Here is a 19,750-nt window from a genome sequence, read left to right on the forward strand (position 1 = left end):
ACGCGGCCGTCGCGCCGCGCCATCCCATTGACGAGACGCGGCAATCCCGAGCCCGAACACGGACGCGCGGGGGAGCCCGTGCAGCGAATGGGACACGTCGGGCGTGCGGCTTGCAGTCCCTCGCGCGCATGACGTCCCCCGCCACTCCCGCGCCAGCCGTCCCGACGGAAGCCCACCCCATCGACGCGTCCGAGCGCCTGCCGCTGGTCGACACGCTGCGCGGCTTCGCGCTGTGCGGCGTCTTCATGGCCAACGTCTACCTCTGGTTCAGCGGGCGCATGTTCCTCTCCCGAGAGCAGTACGAGGTGGCCTACAAGGACCCGTCCTGGCTGGACACCGTCAGCAACTACCTGTTCGGCGTGCTGATTGGCGGCCGGTTCGTCGCCCTCTTCTCGTTCCTGTTCGGCCTGGGGTTCGCGGTGCAGCTCGGACGCGCGGAGCGGCGCGGAGCTTCAGTGGTGCCGGTATATGCGCGGCGACTCACGGTGATGCTGCTCCTGGGGCTCGCGCACCTGTTCCTGCTCTTCCAGGGCGACATCGTCAGCACCTACGCCCTGCTGGGCTTCACGCTGCTCGTGTTCCACCGGCGCGCGGACCGCACGCTGCTGGTGTGGGCGGCAGTGCTCATCTTCCTCGCGCCCGTGCTGGAGCACCTGGCGCTGCGGCTGCCGCAGTTGCTGGGCACACCGGGCGCCGCGGAGGCCGCGAAGGCGTCCGCGGACCGCTCCACGGCGCTCAAGGCCCAGGTGCTGGAGGCGTTCATGCACGGCTCGTGGCTGGACACGGTGCGGGTCGGCGCGGCGTACTACGTGGGAGACCTGGGGCGGATGCTCAGCATCTTCTTCCCCGTCATCGTCGGCCGCTTCCTGCTGGGCCTGTGGGCGGGCCGCCGCCGCCTCTTCCACGACGCGCCCCGGCACCTGCCCTTCTTCCGCCGGCTGCTCGCGTGGGGACTGGGGCTGGGGCTCCTCGCCAGCGGACTGGGCGTGCTCGTCGGGCAGCTCTTCTCCCGCAAGGTCCTCCAGCCGGACTCGCTGCCATGGCTGCCGTTCGCCATGGCGCCGGTGCGCCACCTGGGGGAGATGGGAATCGCGGCGGCCTACGTCGCCATCATCACCCTGCTCTTCCAGCGCGAGGCGTGGCGGCGCCGCCTGTCGGTGCTGGCGCCGGTGGGGCGCATGGCGCTGACGAACTACCTCCTGGAGTCGGTGCTGGGCGTGGCCCTCTTCTACGGGTACGGGCTGGGGCTGATGAACACGTTCGGCTCGGCGGCGCAGTTCGCGGTGGCCCTGGCGCTCTTCGCCCTCCAGATTGTCTTCAGCCACCTGTGGCTGGCGCGCTTCCGCTTCGGCCCCGCCGAGTGGGTGACGCGCTCGCTGACGTACGGCCGGGCGCAGCCGATGCGCCGCGGCTCCGTGCGGGAGGACACGGTGGTGAACGCCTGACCTCGTCCTCAGTCGCACAAGGTCATCGTGTACGAGGAGGACTGCTACCTGTGAGTCCGTGCCGGGCGCCGCGGGGCTACTGGATGGTCAGGCTGAGGTGTTCCCCCGCGGTGACCGGCAGTTCCTGATCGCCGTCGGAGACAGCGTCGGAGCCGATGGTCTCCGTCCGGAAGCGAATCCGGTCCGTGTCGCGAATCGTCTGGTGGGGGATGACGAAGTTGCGGGTCGACATCGCGGGGACGGTGCCCAGGCGGACCCGGCTTGCCCCGTTCATCACGTACACGAAGAGGTTGAAGTCGACGGTCTTCAGGTTGCGCACCTCGACCGTCGTATCCGGAGGCGGGGGCTTGGACGGGTCCTCCACCTTCTGGGCGCTGCTGCAGGAGACCGCGAGGACAAGCAGGGCGAACGGGACGACCTGGGTTGCACGCATGGCACCTCTCCATCCGTTGGAGGAGGCAGAAGCCTAACAGCTCCTCCGGACCGAGGGACTTGTCAGGACTTCGCAATGTCCGACGTCGGATGGGCCAACCAAAAACAAGATTGAAGAGACGTCATGACCAGGCTGAACCAGATCATCGCTGTCGAGAAGGGCGTCAAGAACCGCTCGCAGCAGGAACTCACGCAGGCGCACCACGACCTGCAGAAACCGCAGCTCCTCGCCGGAATCTCGCGCACCTATCAACCCCGTGACGAGGAGGGCGAGCGCTTTCCGCCCGAGTCCACGCGCGTCCAGGTGCGCACCGACGACGTGCTGAAGAAGACCCGCGAAATCCTTGCCCGGCTGTTCGATGTCACCGCCACCAAGGACCTCACCAACTGCCACGCCCGCGCTGACGTGAAGGTGGACGGCAAGGTGCTGCTCAAGGGGGCCCCCGCCACGTACCTCCTCTTCCTGGAGAAGCAGCTGGTGGACCTGCACACCTTCGTGCAGAAGCTCCCCACGCTGGACCCGTCGGAGAGCTGGGTGCCGGACCCCGCCCAGGGGCTGTGGGCGACCGAGCCGGTGCAGACGGCCAAGACGAAGAAGGTCCCTCGCAACCACGTGAAGTCCGAGGCCACGGAGAAGCACCCGGCCCAGGTGGAGGTGTATTACGAGGACATCGTCGTCGGGTACTGGAAGACGGTGAAGTTCTCCGGCGCCCTGCCCGCCATTCGCGTCAACGACATGCTGGAGCGCGTGGAGAAGCTGCAGCAGGCCGTGAAGTTCGCCCGCGAGGAGGCCAACGCCGTCGAGGTGGAGGAGCTCAAGGCCGGCGACGCGCTGCTCGGCTATCTCTTCGGCCAGGCTTAAGGCCCTAAAAGTTTTCGGAGTACAAACTCAAGCTCAGCAGCAGACTCACGCGGAACGCTCCCGGGTCGCCGTCAGTGCAGGTTCGAGTCCTGCCCCCGTCACCACTCCTCACGACGGGGTAGCCCAATTGGTAGAGGCACGCGACAGCCAGGGAGCGCGAAGCACCCCAGAATCAGACTCTGACTCCAGACTCAGCATTCGCTGTCGCAGGTCCGATCAACCGTTTCCGCTCGCCCCCTCGAGATGCTGGTGCAATTCCAGCCCGCCGCTCCATCCGCCTTGCGCGGCGGTCGTTCAATCGCAGGACGCGAGGTCTCAACCTGAAGCGGAGACTTCAAACGTGCGGACCTCATCCATGGCAGCACCCCGAGCCCGGTCAGGAGGACACCCTGGCCGGGCTCACCATTTTTCGCAGCCCGTGGCCGGCTGCCTGCCCGCACGAAGGGCGTGAATATCCGCGCGGGCTGTCCGTCCAGGGGGCGCAACGCTCCTTCCCCAAGGACTTCTCCCCATGCGCCGTCCCTCCCCCCGGGCGCACGCTGGCTTCGTGCTGGCTGCGACCCTGTTGCCCCTGTGCGTCTTCGCGTCCCCGCTGCGCCTCCAGCTCGCGCGCTTCGACAGCGCGGTGACCGACGTCCCCGACCTGAGCGCGCAGACCCTGCAGGACCGCACCGCCTACGGGCTCACGCAGGCCCTCGCGCTCGACAAGGGCCGGGCCACGCTGGTGGCTCCGGGCGCGCTGGAGGACGCGGACCTGCTGGTGGGAGGCAAGCTGGGGCGCAACGGGACGAAGTACCAGCTCGTGTACGTCCTCCAGACACGGGCCGAGCCGAGGCTCCGGACGCAGCTGTCCTACGAGTTCGTCAACCCGCGGCTCAGCGACCGGGGCGTCACGGTGATGGCGCAGGAGGTCCTCACCGAGGCCGTGAAGCTGGAGGAGGCCAGGAAGGCCCAGGCGGCGGCAGCGCCGCAACCCACGCCCGCGCCCGAGCCCGAGCCCAGGGTTGCGCGTGCCCCCGCGGCACCGCCTCCAGAGCCGGAGCGCGTGAGCAGCCCTCCCGTGCCCCAGGCGCCCCGTGAGCGTGAGCCCGTGGCGTCCCTGGAGCCGGAGGCCCCGTCCAATGTGTTCGAGGCCCGGCAGCAGCCGCTCGTCGTCATCCACACCGGGCTGACGGGCCTCTATGTCCCCGGCTCGGGAGCGGCGGGCTTCGGCGCCGCGGTCGAGCCGAAGTGGAACATCACCGACTCCCTCGCCGCGGGCTTCCGGTTCGACGGTGGCGTGACGATGGGCGGCAGCATCGCGGCGCGGGGGACCACGTCGTTCTCGGCAGGGGCTTCAGCGGCGACGCTCGTCAAAGGCGAGTTCCTCCTCGGCCGCCACGGGGTGCGCCCGTTCGTGGGCGTGGGCGCCGGCATGTACATGCTCGCGAATCAGAGCGTGGCCGCGAGCGTGGAGGGCGCGGGCCTCAACCAGTCCGGCGGCACGTTCTTCGGCGTGGCCCCGCAGTTCGGCGTCGACTTCGGCGGCGTCCGCCTGGGGCTGACGTACAACCACATCCTCGGCGCGGACGTCGTCGTCGAGCAGAACATCAACGCGGGCATCGAGGCGGAGCGCATCCACCGCAACTACCTCCAGGTGGAGATTGCGTTCCGCGTCGCCAGGTTCGGCACGCCGCGGCGCCCCGTCGGCGCCAGCCGCTACTAGGCCGTCCCGGGGCGCCGTCCCAGCGGCAGCCGCACCGTGAAGAGCGCGCCCTGCCCCAGCTCGCTGCGCACGTCGATGGTGCCGCCCATGGCCTCGACAATCTGCCGGGAGATGTAGAGCCCCAGGCCCAGGCCGCCGTAGTTGCGCTCGGAGACGCCCCGCTCGAAGCGGCCGAAGAGGCGGGGGAGCGTCTCGGCGGCGATGCCGATGCCCTCGTCGCGCACGCGCAGGCGGGCCTGGCCCTCGTCCAGGTCCACCTCGATGGAGACGGGCCTGCCGGCGCCGTACTTCGCCGCGTTGGAGAGGAGGTTCACCACCACCTGCTCCAGCCGGGAGCCATCCCACTGCCCACGCACCTCCGTCCCCAGCGACAGGTGCACCTCACATTCCGCCTGGGCGAACACCGCTTCCAGCCGCTCGTGGGCGTCCCTCACCACCTGCGACAGGTCCACCTCCGACAGCTCCAGCGCGAGCTTGCCCAGCGACAGCCGGCTCACGTCCAGCAGGCTGTCCACCAGCGAGGCGAGCCGGTCCACCTGCCGCGAGGCCGCCGCCATCCTCACGCGGACCTTGTCGGCCACCCCCTCCTCCACGGCCCGCTGGATGAGCGTGTGCTGCAGGCGCAGCGACGTGAGCGGCGTCTTCAGCTCATGGCTCGCCACCGAGAGGAACTCGTCGCGCAGGCGGACCGCCGCCTGGGCGGCCCGGTACAGCTCCGCGCGCTCCAGCGCCTGGGCGCACTGCCGCGTGAGCGCCACCAGGAAGGCCTTCTCCTGCGGCCGGAAGGCCCGTGACTCCGTCCAGCGCAGCGCGATGAGCCCGAGCACCCGGTGCTCCGTCGCCAGCGGCAGCAGGGCCCGCGCACCCTCGCCGAGCTCCTCGGCGGTGGCGTCCACCTCCGGCACGCTGGCCATGTACTCCTCGCGAGTGGAGCACCACAGGGGCACCCGATCCCTCACCACCGCGGCCAGCCCCGCGGACTGCTCCAGCACCCTCGGCTTCATGGTGGCGATGAGCACGTCGTTGTAGCCGAAGTGGCGCACCCAGCGCAGCGTGCCGTCCCGCAGTTGCAGGAAGGCGCCCCGCTGGGCCTGCGTGGACTGGAGTCCCTCGTGGATGATGACCTCCGCCATCTCCTCCTCCGACGCGGCCCGCGACAGCGCGGCGGTGATGCCCTGCAGCCGCTCGGTGCGCGCCTGGGCCTCCTTCGACTCCCGGAACAGGAGGGCATTGTCCAGGCAGAGGCTCGCGCGGCGGGCGAGCTCGCGCGCCAGCTCCAGGTCCCTGGGCCCGTAGCGCCGGGGGCCCGACTCGATGGTGAGCGAGAAGGCCCCCAGCACCCGGCCTCGCGCCTGGAGGGGCACGCTGAGGCTGGAGCGAAGGCCGAGCTTCCGGCTCAGGGCCAGGTGCTCCTCGCCGCGCGCGAGCGCCGGCAGGGCCTCGTCCGGAATCTCCGGGAGGCACAGGGGCTCGCCCGTCCGCAGCACCTCGGCGATGCCGCCGTGGGCGCTCACGTCGATGGGCCAGCGGCGGGCAACCTCGAAGGCCAGCGCCACCTTCTCCGGGTCCTTGTGCACCACCACCCGCCGCTCCACGGTGCCCCGCTCCGTGAGCATGTCCACCGCGCACCAGTCCGCGAGCCGCGGCACCGCGAGCTCCGCGAGGCGCTGGAGCACCGTCCCCTCGTCCAGCGAGGACGCCAGCACCTCGCCGGCCCGCGCGAGGAGGGCGAAGCGGTCCTCGGACTCCTTGCGCTCGGTCAGGTCCTGGAAGCTCGCGGCCCGGTAGGTGACGTGGCCGTGCTCGTCCTTCAGCGCCACCCCGTCCACGAGGATGGGGACGCGGCTGCCGTCCCTGCGGACGTGGACGTTCTCGTAGGTATGGTGGCCCTGCTCGAGGGTCCGCTCCAGCTCGGCGCGATAGCTGGCGAAGGAGTCGGGGGCGACAATCTCCTGGACGTGCACTCCGAGCAGCTGCTCGGGGCCGTCGTACCCGTGCATGCGGGCGAAGGCGGGGTTGGCCGCGTTGATGCGCCAGGTCTCCGGGTCCGTGCTCGCGATGCCCCAGCCCGCGTGGTGGAAGAGCTGGTCCCACCGCGCCAGTTGCTCCGAGTTGCGCTTCAAGTCCCTCGCGAGCGACTCGGCGCGGTGGCGGGCACGCACCTGCTCCGTCACGTCCACGGAGAACGTGATGAGGCCGTCCACCTTCCCCCGGGCGTCCCACGTGGGTTGATAGGTGAGGTTGAAGAAGGACTCCTCCAGCTCGCCGGTGCCATGGCGGTCCAGCAGCACCGTGAACTCCGTGCCCACGAAGGGCTCCCCCGACTCCAGCACGCGGCGCAGCGCCGACATCACCGTGGGCTGCGAGAGGACCTCCGGCGCCACTTCCGAGAGGGGGCTGCCGAGCGGAACGCGGCGGCCGATGAGCTTCTCGTAGAGGGGGTTGGCGAACTCGAAGACGAAGTCGGGGCCCCGGGTGATGGCGATGGCCGCCGACGACTGCTGCATGAAGATGCGGTGCAGGTGCTCCTGGTGGGAGCGCTCCAGCAGCTCTCGCTCCCGGGCCTGGAACAGCACCGCCTGCCGCCGGATGTCCTGGCGGGCACGATACAGCTCGATGAAGACAGCCACCTTCGCGCAGAGCACCTGGGGCACGAAGGGCTTGGTGAGGAAGTCCACCGCGCCGGAGCCGTAGGCCGCGAGCACCTCCTGCTGCGTCCACGTGTGTGCGGTGATGAAGATGATGGGCACCTCGCGGGAGCGCTCGCGCTGCTTGATGAGCGCGGCCGTCTCCAGGCCGCTCAGCCCCTCCATCTGCACGTCCAGGAGGATGACGGCGTAGTCCTCCCGCATCAGGTGGCGCAGCGCCTCGCGGCCCGAAGCGGCCTTGTGCAGCCGAACCTGCAATGGGGCGAGGACGACCTCCAGCGCCAGGAGGTTGGCCGGGTTGTCGTCCACCAGGAGGACCGCGGGGGGCGCGACGTCGGGCCCCTCCCCCGCGGGGCCCGGCTCCTCGGCCTCCGCCGTCTCCCGTTCAGGCGCTGGAGGCAGCAGGGGTGAACGGGGAGCAGAGGACATGACTCCTCCGACTTAACGGTTGGCGCGTCCGAGAACAATCCGTGGTTTCCCAGGGCGGACCGTCACCGGCGCGGAGGTCTGCGCCCCGGCCTCGGGCATGCGTCCTCCGAGCAACACGAGCAACGTCGACAACCCGAACAACGCACGGACGTGGAGCATGGTGAGAGCCAAATTCCTCACTCCCACTGTCCTGCCAACCCCGTGGGCCGAGCGCTCTGTGCACCAGTGACAACATGCGTCCAGGGAGGCCGGCGCGTGGCGCGAAGCGTCAGGCACGGTGGGCCGGCGCCACCGCGCGCAAGTGCTTGACGTGATGTGCGGGGAGGACTCGGATGCGCGCCCATATGACTGAGCTGCTCACCCGCGCCGAAGCCTCGAAGTACACGCAGACCTCGCGTCACTCGGATGTGCTCGCCTTCGTGGACGAGCTGTGCCGCCGCACGAAGCTCGCGCGGCGCGTGGACTTCGGGAAGAGCGGCGAGGGACAGCCCCTGGTGTCACTCATCGTGAGCGACCGCAACTGCTTCACGCCCGAGCTGGCGCGCAAGCAGAAGAAGGTCATCGTGCTGGTGGAGGCCAACATCCACGCGGGTGAAGTGGAGGGCAAGGAGGCGCTGCTCGCCCTCGCCCGGGACCTCACGCTCACGAAGCTGGGCAAGAAGCTGCTGGACCGGCTGTGCCTCGTGCTCGTTCCGAACTTCAACCCGGATGGCAATGACCGCATCAGCCCCAACAACCGCAAGCTCAACCTGAAGGACCTCGAGGGACAGGTGAACCCCGAGGGCGGCGTGGGCATGCGCTACACGGGCGAGGGCTGGAACCTCAACCGCGACAGCATGAAGCAGGAGGCGCCGGAGACTCGCGCGCTCGCGGCGTTCCACCAGACGTGGTGGCCGCACGTGTTCATCGACTGCCACACCACCGACGGCAGCATCCACGCCTGCGACCTCACCTTCGACACCTCGCACTCCAACGAGCCGCTCTTCACGGAGCTGCGCGAGTTCAACCGCGGCATGCTGGAGCGCGTGGCGAAGGCGGTGAAGAAGGGCCACGACTTCGACAGCTACTGGTACGGCAACTACAAGGTGGAGGGCGACCCGAAGTCGGGCTGGCACACGTACCCGGCGCTGCCCCGCTTCGGCAGCCACTACCGGGGCCTGCTGGGCCGCATCGACGTGCTGCTGGAGACATACAGCTACATCGACTTCCCGCGCCGCTGCGCGGTGGCGCGGGCGTGGCTGCTGGAGTTGCTGCGTGACGCCGCGAAGCACGCCACCGCCTACCGCGCCATCACCGCCGCCGAGGAGGAGCGCATCGTCGCGCGCGGCGAGTCGCCAGACCCGCAGGCGCTCGTGGGCATCAACTACGGCGTCGCCACGCGTGACGACCAGGGCGCGCTCGTCTTCGAGTACCCCGCCCACGCGAAGCCCGGCGACGTGGCCCCCGTCCTCGCCTACGACGAGGCGAGCATCGCCGCGCGCCGCTACCCGGGAAAGAAGAAGAAGACCTACCGCATCCCCCACCACCGGACGTTCATCCCCACGCAGGCGGTGAGCACCCCGACGGCGTACCTGGTCCCGGCGGAGCTGGCCGCGCGCCTGGAGGGACACGGCATCCGCTTCGAGCGCCTGTCCGAGGCGAAGCGCTTCACGGTGGACAGCTACCGCATCGCCCGGCGCGAGGAGACCTTCAGCCCCGACGTGGCGGCGAACGTGCCTCCGCCCGGCGAGGCGGAGGTGCCCCTCAGCCAGAAGCCCAAGCCCGTGCGCTTCGAGACCGTGCTCACCGTGGCCCCCGAGCGCGGCACGCGCGAGTTCCCCGCGGGGACACTGCACGTGCCCACCGCGCAGCGCACCGGCACGCTCGCGGTGTACCTGCTGGAGCCGCACTCCGATGACGGCCTGTGCCGCTGGCAGTTCCTCGACGGAATGCTCACCACCGGAGAGCTGTACCCCATCCACCGCGTGGTGGAGTCCGCCGCCGCGCCGAAGAAGGCGGAGTGACGGCGTCGGGCCCTCACCTTCGAGGGCCCGGCGCCCAGCGCGCGGTGGAGGCCGCCACCGCGCCGACTCAGGTGAGCAGCCGCACCGGCGCGCCAGCGTGCCAGGCGAGGATGTCCTCCAGCGCGTCGCGGTAGAAGACGGCGTAGTTCTCCCGCGTCACGTAGCCCAGGTGCGGCGTCAGCACGACGTTGGACAGCGCGAGCAGTGGGTGGCCCGCCGGCAGCGGCTCCACCGAGAAGACATCCAGCCCGGCCCCGGCGATGCGCTGCTGCCCCAGCACGGACAGCAGCGCCGCATCGTCCACCAGCCCCGCGCGAGCGGTGTTGATGAACCAGGCCGTGCGCTTCATGGCGCCCAGCTCCGTCGCCCCCACCACGCCTCGCGTCCGCTCCCCGAGGACGAGGTGCAGGCTGACGACGTCGGCCGTGGAGAACAATTCCTGCTTCTCCACGCGCCTCGCGCCCACCTCCGCCGCGCGCGCGTCGGTGAGATTCTGACTCCAGGCCACCACCTCCATGCCGAAGGCCGCACCCACCCTCGCCATCTGTCCGCCGAGCTTCCCCAGCCCGAGCAGTCCCAGTCGCTTTCCAGCCAGGCCTTCCGTGAGCCCGGTCTGCCAGGTGCCGGCGCGCAGTGCGCGGTCCTCCGTGGGGATGCGCTTCACCAGCGCGAGGATGAGCCCCCAGGCCAGCTCCGCCGTCGGCGCGCCCACGTTGCCCGTGCCGCACACGGGGATGCCGCGCGCCCGGCACGCCTCCAAGTCGATGGCCGCGTTGCGCCCACCCGTGGTGACAAGCAGCCGCAGCTTCGGCAGCCGCTCGAGGAGCGCGGCGGGGAACGGCGTGCGCTCGCGCATGAGGACGATGACGTCGAAGGGCTGGAGCGCCGCCACCAACGCCTCGGGGTCCGCGAGGTGCCGCTCGAAGACGTGGAGCCCACTTCCCGCCGGTAGCCGCGCCCAATCCGCGAGGCCCAGGGCCACGCCCTGGTAGTCATCCAGGATGGCGATGTTCATTGGCATACCCCTCGCCTACCCCACCCACCGGCCCGGCGCATAGGCGAACCCTGCTGTCTGGAGTATCGTGTTTTGCGGTCTCCACATGGAACGCTCCATGCGCCCATCGCGGTCCACTCCCATCGCGCCCAAGCTGCTCCAGGAACACCTGCGGCAGGGCGCGGCCTCGCGAGAGGCGACGCTGGCCCGGTTCATCAGCCGGGTGGCCGCCGCGTGTGTCCTGTCCACGTTGGGCTTCGGGCTGCTCCTGGGCTGGCGCCATGCCACGACGCTCGCGGCCGTCGTCGCGGGCTTCGCCGCCTATTACGCGTGGGTCCACCGCCGGTTGCGGAAGACGGAGCCGTCGGCCGCGCTCCTGTGGCTCAACGTCGCCATCGAGAACTCGCTGGTCGGCATCTTGTTCCTGGTGGACATCGCCTTCGCGGGCCCGGACATGGCGCTGTCCAGTCCCAACCTCGTCATCGCCTCGGCCGCCATCATGGCGTCGGCCCTCCGCTCGGACGCGCGCTTTCCTCTCTTCGCGGCGGGGCTCACCGCCGCGGAGCTGGTGCTGCTCTACGTCTTCGTCGCGTACCCGCTCCTGCCCACGCCGATACCGCTGATGCTGTCGCCCCCCATGATCCTGCTGCGGGCCATCTACATCGTGGTGGTGGGCTGGCTCGCCTGGCTCTTCGCCGCCCAGTTCCGGGCCATGGCCGAGGAGGCGCTGCGCGCCATCCGCCAGCAGGAATTGCTGGGCCGCTACTTCCTCCACGAGCGCCTGGGCGCCGGAGGCATGGCGGAGGTCTTCCGGGCGACGTACAGCCCCGAGGGCGGCATCGAGAAGACGGTGGCCGTGAAGCGCATCCTCCCGGCCTATGCGGAGGACCCGCAGTTCATCGCCCTGTTCCGCCGGGAGGCCGAGCTGGGCTCCCTCCTCCAGCACCCCAACATCGTCCAGGTGCTGGACGTGGGCCGCCTGGACAACACGCACTTCATCGCCATGGAGCACGTGGATGGGCTGTCGCTGCGCCAGCTCATCAAGCAATACGGGCCGCTCCCCGTGGCCGCCGTCATGTACCTGGGCTCGGAGCTGGCGTCGGCGCTCGACTACGTGCACCGGCGCACCTCGCGCGAGGGCCTGCCGCTCAACCTCGTCCACCGCGACATCAACCCGCCCAACGTCCTGCTGTCCCGCATCGGCGACGTGAAGCTCAGCGACTTCGGCATCGCCCGGGCCGTCACCCACGCGCCCGTCACCCGCCTGGGCCACGTGCGCGGGAAGACGGACTACATGGCGCCCGAGCAGCTCTCGGGCGAAGCGCTCGACGGACGCGTGGACCTGTTCGCGCTGGGACTGACGCTGCATGAGGCCCTGACGGGGCGCCGCACCCTGCGGGGCACGGAGCACGTGACGCGAACCGCGCTCATGGAGGCGGTGAGGAGCCTGCCGCCTCCCTCCAAGATGCGCCGGGAGGTCCCCCCGGAGGTGGATGCCGTCGTCATGGCGCTGCTCCAGGCCCTCCCGGAGGACCGCCCCCAGCGCGGCAGCCACGTGGAAGACCTGCTCCGCGCGCTGCCCGCGCCCGTGGCACCCTACCCCCAGGGACAGACCGCGCTGGCCCACGCCATCCGCGACGTGCTGGCGCGCAGACCCGACGACGCGCCCACGCCCGCCATGCCCCTCCCCGTGGAGGACGCCGACGCGGAGACACAGGAGTCGGACGCCACCGCGAAGACCCGCCCGAGCCGGCGCCATGGCACCTGAGCGCGGCGGGGTCTCTCACAGGCTGCCGACCATCCAGGCGCTCCCCAGGACGATGGAGAGGGCGGACGCCAGCTTCGGCACCCGCGCGCTCACCGCCGCGGAGAACCGGCGCTTCAGCGAGAAGCTGGCGATGCCGGCCGTGAGCCCCGCCATGGCCACGGTGCTGCCGACGGAGAAGCCTCCCAGGTAGAGCACCTGGTCCGCGCGCGAGCCGGACACCGCCGCGGGCAGGATGAGCAGCAGCGCCGCCGCGCCCGTGAGGCCGTGCACCAGTCCCACCGTGAGCACGTTGCGCGTCTCGGCCCCGGAAGGCCCGGTGAGCGCGCGCCGCTTCAGGCCCCAGAGGCCCATGCCCATCAGGGCGAGGGCGGCCACCCGCTCGGCCCAGCGCTCGACCCCTTGCAGGTGCACCGTGGAGAGGACCAGGAGCAGCACCGCCGACGCGGCGAGCGTCCCCAGCCCATGGCCGATGCCCCAGAGCAGGCCGACCCGCCACGCCCCCTGGCGCCGTCCCACCGACAGCGGCGCGAGGCTGAGCAGATGGTCCGGCCCCGAGAGCGCGTGGAGTGCACCTGAACCCAGACCTGCCAGCGCCATGACCATCGGGACGGCTCCTTTCCCACCGGGGAACAGGGAAAGGATGCGGCCCGGGGCTGATATCCGCCAAGACATCGTTTGGATGGTCTTGATAGTGCCGGCCTATCAGCCAACCGGGAGCCCCCGGGGCCCGGCGGGAATGGAGCGCCCTACCCGCCCGTCGCGGGCCGCATCGCCAGCTCCACCGGGGCCACCTCGCGCCACCACGGCGTCGCCAGCTCCACGTGGGCGGGCTCGACGGCGGAGCCCAGGCGCGGCGTGAAGAGGCGCACCTGCTGCTCGGACGCGAGGCGCAGCAGCGTCTCCGCCGGCTCGTCCCAGGCGTGCAGCGCCAGGTTGAAGGTGCCCCAGTGCACCGGCATCAGCGTGCCGCCGCCGAGCATGGCGTGCGCCTTGAGCGCGTTCTCCGGGCCCAGGTGGATGCCGCCCCAGCTCGGGTGGAAGGCGCCCACCTCCAGCATCACCAGGTCGAAGGGGCCGTGACGGCGGCCAATCTCCTCGAACTCCGACGTCAGCCCGGTGTCGCCGCTGAAGAAGACGCGGTGCTTGTCGGTGGTCAGCACCCAGGAAGCCCAGAGCGTCGTGTTCCTGTCTCCCAGGCCACGGCCGGAGAAGTGCTGCGAAGGGGCGGCGGTGAAGCCCACCGGGCCCACGCGAGTCTCCTCCCACCAGTCCAGCTCGGTGATGAGCTCCGGGGCCACGCCGTACGCCTCCAGGCGCGCGCCCACGCCCAGCGCGGTGACGAAGGGCACGCGCAGCTTCGCCAGCGCGGTGATGGTGGCGCGGCACAGGTGGTCGTAGTGGTCGTGCGACACCAGCACCGCGTCCAGCTTCGGCAGGGCCTCCAGCGGCACCGGCGCGGGGTGGAAGCGCCTGGGCCCGGCGAAGGACATGGGCGAGGCGCGCTCGCCCCAGACGGGGTCCGTCAGGATGCGCGCGCCGTCCAGTTCCAGGAGCATGGTGCTGTGGCCCAGCCACGTCACCCGGAAGCCGCTGTCCGGCTTGCGCGTCCATGCGTCCAGCGGGCTCTCCAGTGGCAGGGGCGCGGGGGGCGTGCGCTGGGCGCCGCCGAAGAAGTACTCGCCGAGCAGCGGCAGCGGGTTGCCCTGGAGGCCCGCGCCCACGGGCGCGGTGTTGCGGAAGAGGCCATCCGCGAACTGCCGGGAGGCACGCGCCCGCTCGAGTCGGAGTCCTGAGAGAGACATGACGCGTGTCTAACGGCTCGCGCGGTGCCTGGCTAGACGGCCTGTGTAAAGAAGTGTGTTACCGGCTGTCCTTGCGCTTCTGCTGGCGGGCCTGCTCCGCCCGCAGCGCGCCCCCAATCCGCCTCCCCGCCACCTTCGTCATCTTCGAGACCGGGTTGCCCCGCCGCTTCGGCCAGGGCGGCTGCCAGCTCGACGTCGACGGCCTGCCGGGGAAGCTCTTGTTCTTCATGGGCTGGCTCCTCATGGGGTGGCGCTCACACCCACCCGCATCATGTGCATGTAGGGACATGCCCGAAGCCCGGCGGCCGGCCCGCCGTGCGCCCGCGAGCCTTCACGGTGCACGGCGGACCTGGAGCCCTGCGTCAGTCCAGTTTCACGTGCTGCGCCAGCCGCTCATTCGGCGTCAGCTCGCGGTTGGCCACCTCCAGGTCGAAGTCGAAGGTGACATGCTCAATCCGCCCCGTGAAGGCGAAGGGCATGAGGTGCCGGTAGGCCGGGCTGACGGGGGCGCGGTTGTCCATGCCGACATCCAGGCACTCGACGCTGAAGCGCCCGCGGCACTGCCTGGGGATGCGGACCTGCCCCACGTCCTCACCGTTGATGAACAGCCGCACCGTCGCGGGTCCCCCCAGGATGTCCGTCTCGTTGAGGAACACCGCCCGCAGCTCCACGCGGCCCGCCGGCACCTCGATGGACGAGACGGCCTCGTGCCGCTCCACGTCGAAGAAGTTGTAGTGGTACACGAGCCGACGGTCCTTCACGTACAGCGACCAGCCGCCCACGTCTCCGCCCTCGCAGACCAGCACGCCCTCCGCGCCACCCTCCGGAATCTCCGCCCCCACGGTGATGGTGTGCGTCACGTTGTTCAGCTTGGGCGCGCTGCCCTCCGGGAGGAACGTCATGCCCGGGTAGAACGTCACGCGCTTGCGCCCGTAGAACCAGCTCGGCCGGAGCGTGACGTCCGCGCGCTCGATGAACCGGTCATCGAGGGGCAGGACGTTGTACTTCGCCGCCTCCACCATGAAGAGGTCCTGGAGCTCGCGGAGCTTGTCCGGGTGCTGGTCCGCCAGGTCCTCCGCCTGGCTGAAGTCGTTGCGGACGTCGTACAGCTCCCAGCGGTCCTCGGAGAAGTCCTTCGAGCCGACGTTCTCCCAGGGCAGCCGCCCATGGCGGCACGAGGCCATCCAGCCATCGTGGTACAGCGCCCGGTTGCCGAACATCTCGAAGTACTGGGTGACGCGGGGGCTCGGCGCGTCCGTGGCCTCCGGCGCGAAGGTGTACGCCAGGCTCACGCCTTCAATGGGCTTCTGGGGCACGCCCTTCACCTGGGTGGGCTCGCTGATGCCCACCACCTCCAGGACGGTGGGCAGGATGTCGATGGCGTGGTGGAACTGGAAGCGCGTGCCTCCCGCGTCCGAAATCTCCTTCGGCCACGAGACAATCATCGGGTTGCGCGTACCTCCGAAGTGCGAGGCCACCTGCTTGGTCCACTGGAACGGCGTGTCCCCCGCCCAGGCCCAGCCGACGGGGTAGTGCGGCGACGTCCCGGGCAGCCCGATGTCGTCGATGCGGGAGAGGCTCTGTTCGGGGTCGGGCTGGTAGCCGCCCAGGGTCAGCATCTCGTTGATGGTGCCCGTCAGCGTGCCCTCCGCGCTCGAGCCGTTGTCCCCGATGATGTAGAGGACGAGGGTGTTCTCCAACTGGCCCAGGTCATCCAGCGCCTGGACGACCCGGCCCACCTCGTGGTCCGCGTGGGAGAGGAAGTCCGCGTAGTTCTCCATCATCCGCGTGAAGAGCCGCTGCGGGTCCGCGTCGAACGAGTCCCACGCGGGAATCTCCGCCGGGCGCTCGGTGAGCTTCGTACCCGGGGGGATGACGCCCAGCTCGAGCTGCCGCTGGTGCACCTCGCGGCGGTACGCATCCCAGCCCATGTCGAACTTCCCCTGGTGGCGGCCCCGCCAGTCGAGCGGCGGCTGGTGCGGCGCATGGGCGGCGCCGGGCGCGAAGTAGAGGAACAGCGGACGCTGGGGCGCAATCGACTTCTGCTGGCGCATCCAGGAGATGCAGTCGTCGGCCAGGTCGCGCGTGAGGTGGTAGCCCTCCTCTGCCGTGCGGTCCGCCTCCACGGGCTCGGTGCCCCGGTAGAGCGCCGGGTAGAACTGGTCCGTCTCGCCACCGATGAAGCCGTAGAAGTAGTCGAACCCCCGCTGCGTGGGCCAGTTGTCGAAGGGGCCGGCCGCACTCGTCTGGTTGTCGGGGACGTTGTGGTTCTTCCCCCACCAGCCGCAGCCATAGCCATTCTCGTGCAGCAATTCGGCGATGGTGGCGGTGCTCTTCGGGATGATGCCGGTGTAGCCGGGGAAGCCCGTGGCCAGCTCGCCGATGTTGCCCGAGGAGGCGCTGTGGTGGTTGCGGCCCGTGAGCAGCGCCGCGCGAGTAGGCGAACACAGCGCCGTGGTGTGGAACTGGCAGTACTTGAGACCGCCCCGCGCCAGGCGCTCGGCGACGGGCATCTCCACCCGCCCGCCGAAGGCGCTCGACCAGCCGTAGCCCACGTCGTCCAAAAGGACGACGAGCACGTTGGGCGCGCCCTCCGGAGCCTCGGGCGGCATGGGGAAGTCCGCCTTCGAGTCCTTGTAGGTCAGGCCGATGCGGACGTTGGGAAAACGGTACTCCGGGCGCGGGTAGACGTTGCGGTCAATCTTCCTGGGGAACCGGGGCTTCCTGGCCATCTCACGAACCTCGCGGTGCCCGCCGCGGGGAATGCGGCTGGCGGGCATGAAGGAAGAGATGGGCGTCAGTCCCGTGCCTCACAAGGCGGGCGGTGGCAACGGGCTGGCTGTTGCCACCCCGTTTCCCCCGCCCCCCGGGGAGGGGCGTTCAGCCCTTCGTGGGCGTCGCCAGGCGCGTGGCCTTGAGAATCCTCACCGGCGGCGTGAGCTTCTGCTCGGTGCGCGGCGACTTCTGGATGGCGCGCACCACGTCCATGCCCTTCACCACCCTTCCGAACGCGGCGAAGCCCTGCCCGTCCGGGTTGCGCTTGCCACCGAAGTCCAGCTCCGGCTGGTCACCGAGACAGATGAAGAAGTCCGACGTCGCGGTGTCCGGCGTGTCACGCGCCATGGAGAGGGCGCCGTCCACGTGCTTCAGGCCGGTGTCCTTCGTGCGCTCCAGTGGAATGGGCGCCTTGTCCTCGGACTGGCGCGCGGGGTTGATGCCGGCCTGGATGACTTCAATCTTCACCGGGCTGTTCGGCTGGTTGTCCGGCGTCACCGTGCGGTGGAACACGCCGCCCTCGTAGAGGCCCGCGTCCAGGTACATGAGGAAGTTGCGCACCGTCTTCGGCGCGCGGGCCTCGTCGAGCTCGATTTCGATGTCGCCCTTCTCCGTCTGCAGCAACACCCGCACCGACTTGGGGGCTTGAGGCTTGCCGCCCTTCTTCGGCGCGGCGAGCGCGGCGGCGGGAAGGGTGAGCAACACGGCGAGACAGGCGGAGGCAAACGTCTTCATGGGCGGCACCAGGGCAGGAGGACGGGCCCGCGTACGATGCCCGCCGGAGGAGGCGAAGGGCCAGGAAATCCCCCTCCCCGCGTATCCTTCCCAGCAGTCCCGGCACGCCGCGGCTCATGCCGCACCCTTCATGAGCGGGATTGTTTATCTCGTGACCTGAAGCTCTTTAGAGTGGGTGGCATGTCCGAAGAAACGACCTTCGTCTCCCGCGTCCCCTACGAGCACACGCACCCGACGGTGCTGGCCGTCTACTGCTCCGACGGACGCTTCACGGATGCCGTCGAGGACCTCGCGCAGCACCTGGGGCACGAGCGCATCGACACGCTGACGATTCCCGGAGGCCCCGGCCTGCTCAACCGCTGGGTGGCGGACTACCTGGAGAGCGATGTCGTCACCCGCGCCGCGCGCTTCCTCATCGAGGGCCACCACATCACCGAGGTGCTGCTGTTGGCCCACGCGGGCTGCGGCTACTACGGGGCCCGGCACGGCAGCATGGGCCCGGACTTCATCGCGGAGCAGCAGCTCACGGACCTGCGCCACGCCGCCGAGGAACTGCAGAAGGCCTACCCCGGCATCCACGTGCGCCTCTACTTCACCCGCCCCCACGACACGCGCATCCACTTCGAGCCCGTGTCGCTGAAGGCGTAGCGGGCGCGCTAGAGCCGGCCGCCCGGCGGCGCGGCGGCGCGCTCCGCATGGCCGATGCGCGAGTGCTTGCGGCCATACCCGAAGTAGATGGCGAGGCCGATGGCCAGCCACACCACCAGGCGCAGCCACGTGTCCAGCCCCAGCCCCACCATCAGCGCCACGCAGATGAGGATGCCCAGCACCGGCACCACCGGGACGAACGGCGTGCGGAAGGGCCGGGGCAGCTCCGGGCTGCGGTAGCGCAACACCAGCACGCCGCCGCAGACGATGACGAAGGCGAACAGCGTGCCGATGGAGACGAGACGCCCCAGCAGGCCGATGGGGAAAAGCCCCGCCACCGCCATGGACACCGCGCCCGTCAGCAGCGTGGCCGCGTACGGCGTCTTGAAGCGCGGGTGCACGTGGGAGAAGAAGGGCGGCAGGAGGCCGTCGCGCGACATGGCGTAGAAGATGCGCGGCTGGCCCATCAACATGACGAGCACCACCGAGGCCAGGCCGGCGATGGCCCCCAGGCTGACGATGGGCCGCAGCCAGTTGAGCGCCGGGCCCGCCTTGGAGATGGCCAGATACACGGGCTCCGGTACGTTGAGGGTGCTGTAGTGCGCCAGCCCCGTCATCACCCCCGACATCAGCACGTACAGCACCGTGCAGATGGCGAGCGAGCCCAGGATTCCCACCGGCAGGTCCTTCTGCGGGTTGCGCGTCTCCTGCGCGGCGGTGGACACGGCGTCGAAGCCGATGAAGGCGAAGAAGATGACGCCCGCACCCGCCAGCACGCCGCTCCAGCCGTACTCACCGAAGTGGCCCGTGTTCTCCGGGATGAAGGGCGTCCAGTTGGCGGGCTCCACGTAGAAGGCCCCGAAGCCGATGACCAGCAGCACCACCGCCACCTTCACGACGACGATGATGTTGTTGACCCGCGCGGACTCCTGCACGCCCACGCAGAGCATCACCGTCAGCAGCCCCACCAGCAGCGCCGCCGGCAGGTTGACGATGGCGCCGGTGAGGTGCGGCACGTGCGAGCCCGCCGCCACCTCGAAGGGCGCGGAGATGAACGCCGCCGGCAGGTCCACGTGCAGGTAGTCGCGCAGGAACGACGTGAGGTAGCCGGCCCAGCCCACCGCCACCGCGGAGGAGGCGAAGAGGTACTCGAGGATGAGGTCCCAGCCGATGACCCAGGCCACCAACTCGCCCATCGTGGCGTAGCCGTAGGTGTAGGCGCTGCCGGCGACGGGAATCATCGCCGCGAACTCCGCGTAGCACAGCCCCGCGAAGAGGCAGCCCACGCCCGCGAGGATGAAGGCCAGGGTGATGGCCGGCCCGGAGTGCTGGGCCGCCGCCGTCCCCGTCACCACGAAGATGCCCGAGCCGATGATGGCGCCCACGCCCAGCAGCGCCAGATGGACGCCCGTGAGGGTGCGGCGCAGCTCGTGCCCCTCGCCATCCTGGCCCTGGAGCTGGGCGATGCTCTTCTTCGACCAGATACCCATGCGCGGCAGTCAAC

At 70.2% G+C, this 19,750-nt stretch carries 15 protein-coding genes; 6 read left to right on the forward strand and 9 right to left on the reverse strand.

Annotation, left to right across the window (positions count from 1 at the left end; all coding sequences use genetic code 11):
- Nucleotides 1–128: 128 nt before the first annotated feature.
- Nucleotides 129–1,445 (forward strand): DUF418 domain-containing protein, encoded by a 1,317-nt coding sequence (locus tag OV427_RS02070; RefSeq protein ID WP_267854430.1) that lies wholly within the window; start codon nt 129–131, stop codon nt 1,443–1,445.
- A gap of 76 nt (nt 1,446–1,521) precedes the next feature.
- Here the strand turns inward: OV427_RS02070 and OV427_RS02075 are convergent, their stop codons facing one another.
- On the reverse strand, nt 1,522–1,878 hold the full coding sequence (locus OV427_RS02075) for a hypothetical protein (RefSeq protein WP_267854431.1): 357 nt from the start codon (nt 1,876–1,878) through the stop codon (nt 1,522–1,524).
- Nucleotides 1,879–2,001: 123 nt separating this feature from the next.
- On the opposite strand from OV427_RS02075, the gene OV427_RS02080 reads away from it, so the two are divergent.
- Complete coding sequence (locus tag OV427_RS02080; protein WP_267854432.1) at nt 2,002–2,739, forward strand: hypothetical protein; 738 nt, start codon at nt 2,002–2,004, stop codon at nt 2,737–2,739.
- 511 nt (nt 2,740–3,250) lie between these two features.
- Entirely contained in the window at nt 3,251–4,444 is a 1,194-nt protein-coding gene (locus OV427_RS02085) for a hypothetical protein (RefSeq protein ID WP_267854433.1), read from the forward strand.
- Here OV427_RS02085 and OV427_RS02090 read toward each other — a convergent pair.
- The gene (locus OV427_RS02090; protein WP_267854434.1) at nt 4,441–7,521 is read right to left on the reverse strand and encodes an ATP-binding protein; all 3,081 of its coding nucleotides are present in this window, start codon (nt 7,519–7,521) and stop codon (nt 4,441–4,443) included. The genes OV427_RS02085 and OV427_RS02090 overlap by 4 nt on opposite strands.
- A 344-nt stretch (nt 7,522–7,865) precedes the next feature.
- Here OV427_RS02090 and OV427_RS02095 point away from each other — a divergent pair, with 344 nt between their 5' ends.
- A complete protein-coding gene (locus OV427_RS02095) occupies nt 7,866–9,524 on the forward strand; it encodes a M14 family zinc carboxypeptidase (protein WP_267854435.1) in 1,659 nt (552 codons plus the stop codon).
- A 67-nt stretch (nt 9,525–9,591) separates the two neighbouring features.
- On the opposite strand, the gene OV427_RS02100 is transcribed toward OV427_RS02095, so the two are convergent.
- Nucleotides 9,592–10,539, reverse strand: coding sequence for a D-2-hydroxyacid dehydrogenase family protein (locus OV427_RS02100; RefSeq protein WP_267854436.1), 948 nt, complete (start codon nt 10,537–10,539; stop codon nt 9,592–9,594).
- Between the two features lie 97 nt (nt 10,540–10,636).
- On the opposite strand from OV427_RS02100, the gene OV427_RS02105 reads away from it, so the two are divergent.
- Nucleotides 10,637–12,286: a serine/threonine-protein kinase gene (locus tag OV427_RS02105; RefSeq protein ID WP_267854437.1), complete on the forward strand. Its 1,650-nt coding sequence runs from the start codon at nt 10,637–10,639 to the stop codon at nt 12,284–12,286.
- A gap of 15 nt (nt 12,287–12,301) precedes the next feature.
- Here OV427_RS02105 and OV427_RS02110 read toward each other — a convergent pair whose 3' ends face one another.
- From OV427_RS02110 to OV427_RS02130, 5 genes are all read right to left on the reverse strand, one after another.
- Nucleotides 12,302–12,883 (reverse strand): HupE/UreJ family protein, encoded by a 582-nt coding sequence (locus OV427_RS02110; protein ID WP_267854438.1) that lies wholly within the window; start codon nt 12,881–12,883, stop codon nt 12,302–12,304.
- Between the two features lie 149 nt (nt 12,884–13,032).
- Nucleotides 13,033–14,088, reverse strand: a complete 1,056-nt coding sequence (locus tag OV427_RS02115; RefSeq protein ID WP_267854439.1) for an MBL fold metallo-hydrolase — start codon at nt 14,086–14,088, stop codon at nt 13,033–13,035.
- Nucleotides 14,089–14,146: 58 nt separating this feature from the next.
- Complete coding sequence (locus tag OV427_RS02120; RefSeq protein ID WP_267854440.1) at nt 14,147–14,317, reverse strand: hypothetical protein; 171 nt, start codon at nt 14,315–14,317, stop codon at nt 14,147–14,149.
- A 133-nt stretch (nt 14,318–14,450) separates the two neighbouring features.
- Nucleotides 14,451–16,820, reverse strand: a complete 2,370-nt coding sequence (locus OV427_RS02125) for an arylsulfatase (RefSeq protein ID WP_267854441.1) — start codon at nt 16,818–16,820, stop codon at nt 14,451–14,453.
- A 148-nt stretch (nt 16,821–16,968) separates the two neighbouring features.
- Nucleotides 16,969–17,598, reverse strand: a complete 630-nt coding sequence (locus tag OV427_RS02130; protein WP_267854442.1) for a peptidylprolyl isomerase — start codon at nt 17,596–17,598, stop codon at nt 16,969–16,971.
- Nucleotides 17,599–17,778: 180 nt separating this feature from the next.
- On the opposite strand from OV427_RS02130, the gene OV427_RS02135 reads away from it, so the two are divergent.
- Nucleotides 17,779–18,246, forward strand: a complete 468-nt coding sequence (locus OV427_RS02135) for a carbonic anhydrase (protein ID WP_267854443.1) — start codon at nt 17,779–17,781, stop codon at nt 18,244–18,246.
- Between the two features lie 8 nt (nt 18,247–18,254).
- Here the strand turns inward: OV427_RS02135 and OV427_RS02140 are convergent, their stop codons facing one another.
- Nucleotides 18,255–19,736, reverse strand: a complete 1,482-nt coding sequence (locus OV427_RS02140; protein ID WP_267854444.1) for an amino acid permease — start codon at nt 19,734–19,736, stop codon at nt 18,255–18,257.
- Nucleotides 19,737–19,750: the final 14 nt, after the last annotated feature.

The organism is Pyxidicoccus sp. MSG2 (assembly GCF_026626705.1).
GTDB lineage: Bacteria > Myxococcota > Myxococcia > Myxococcales > Myxococcaceae > Myxococcus.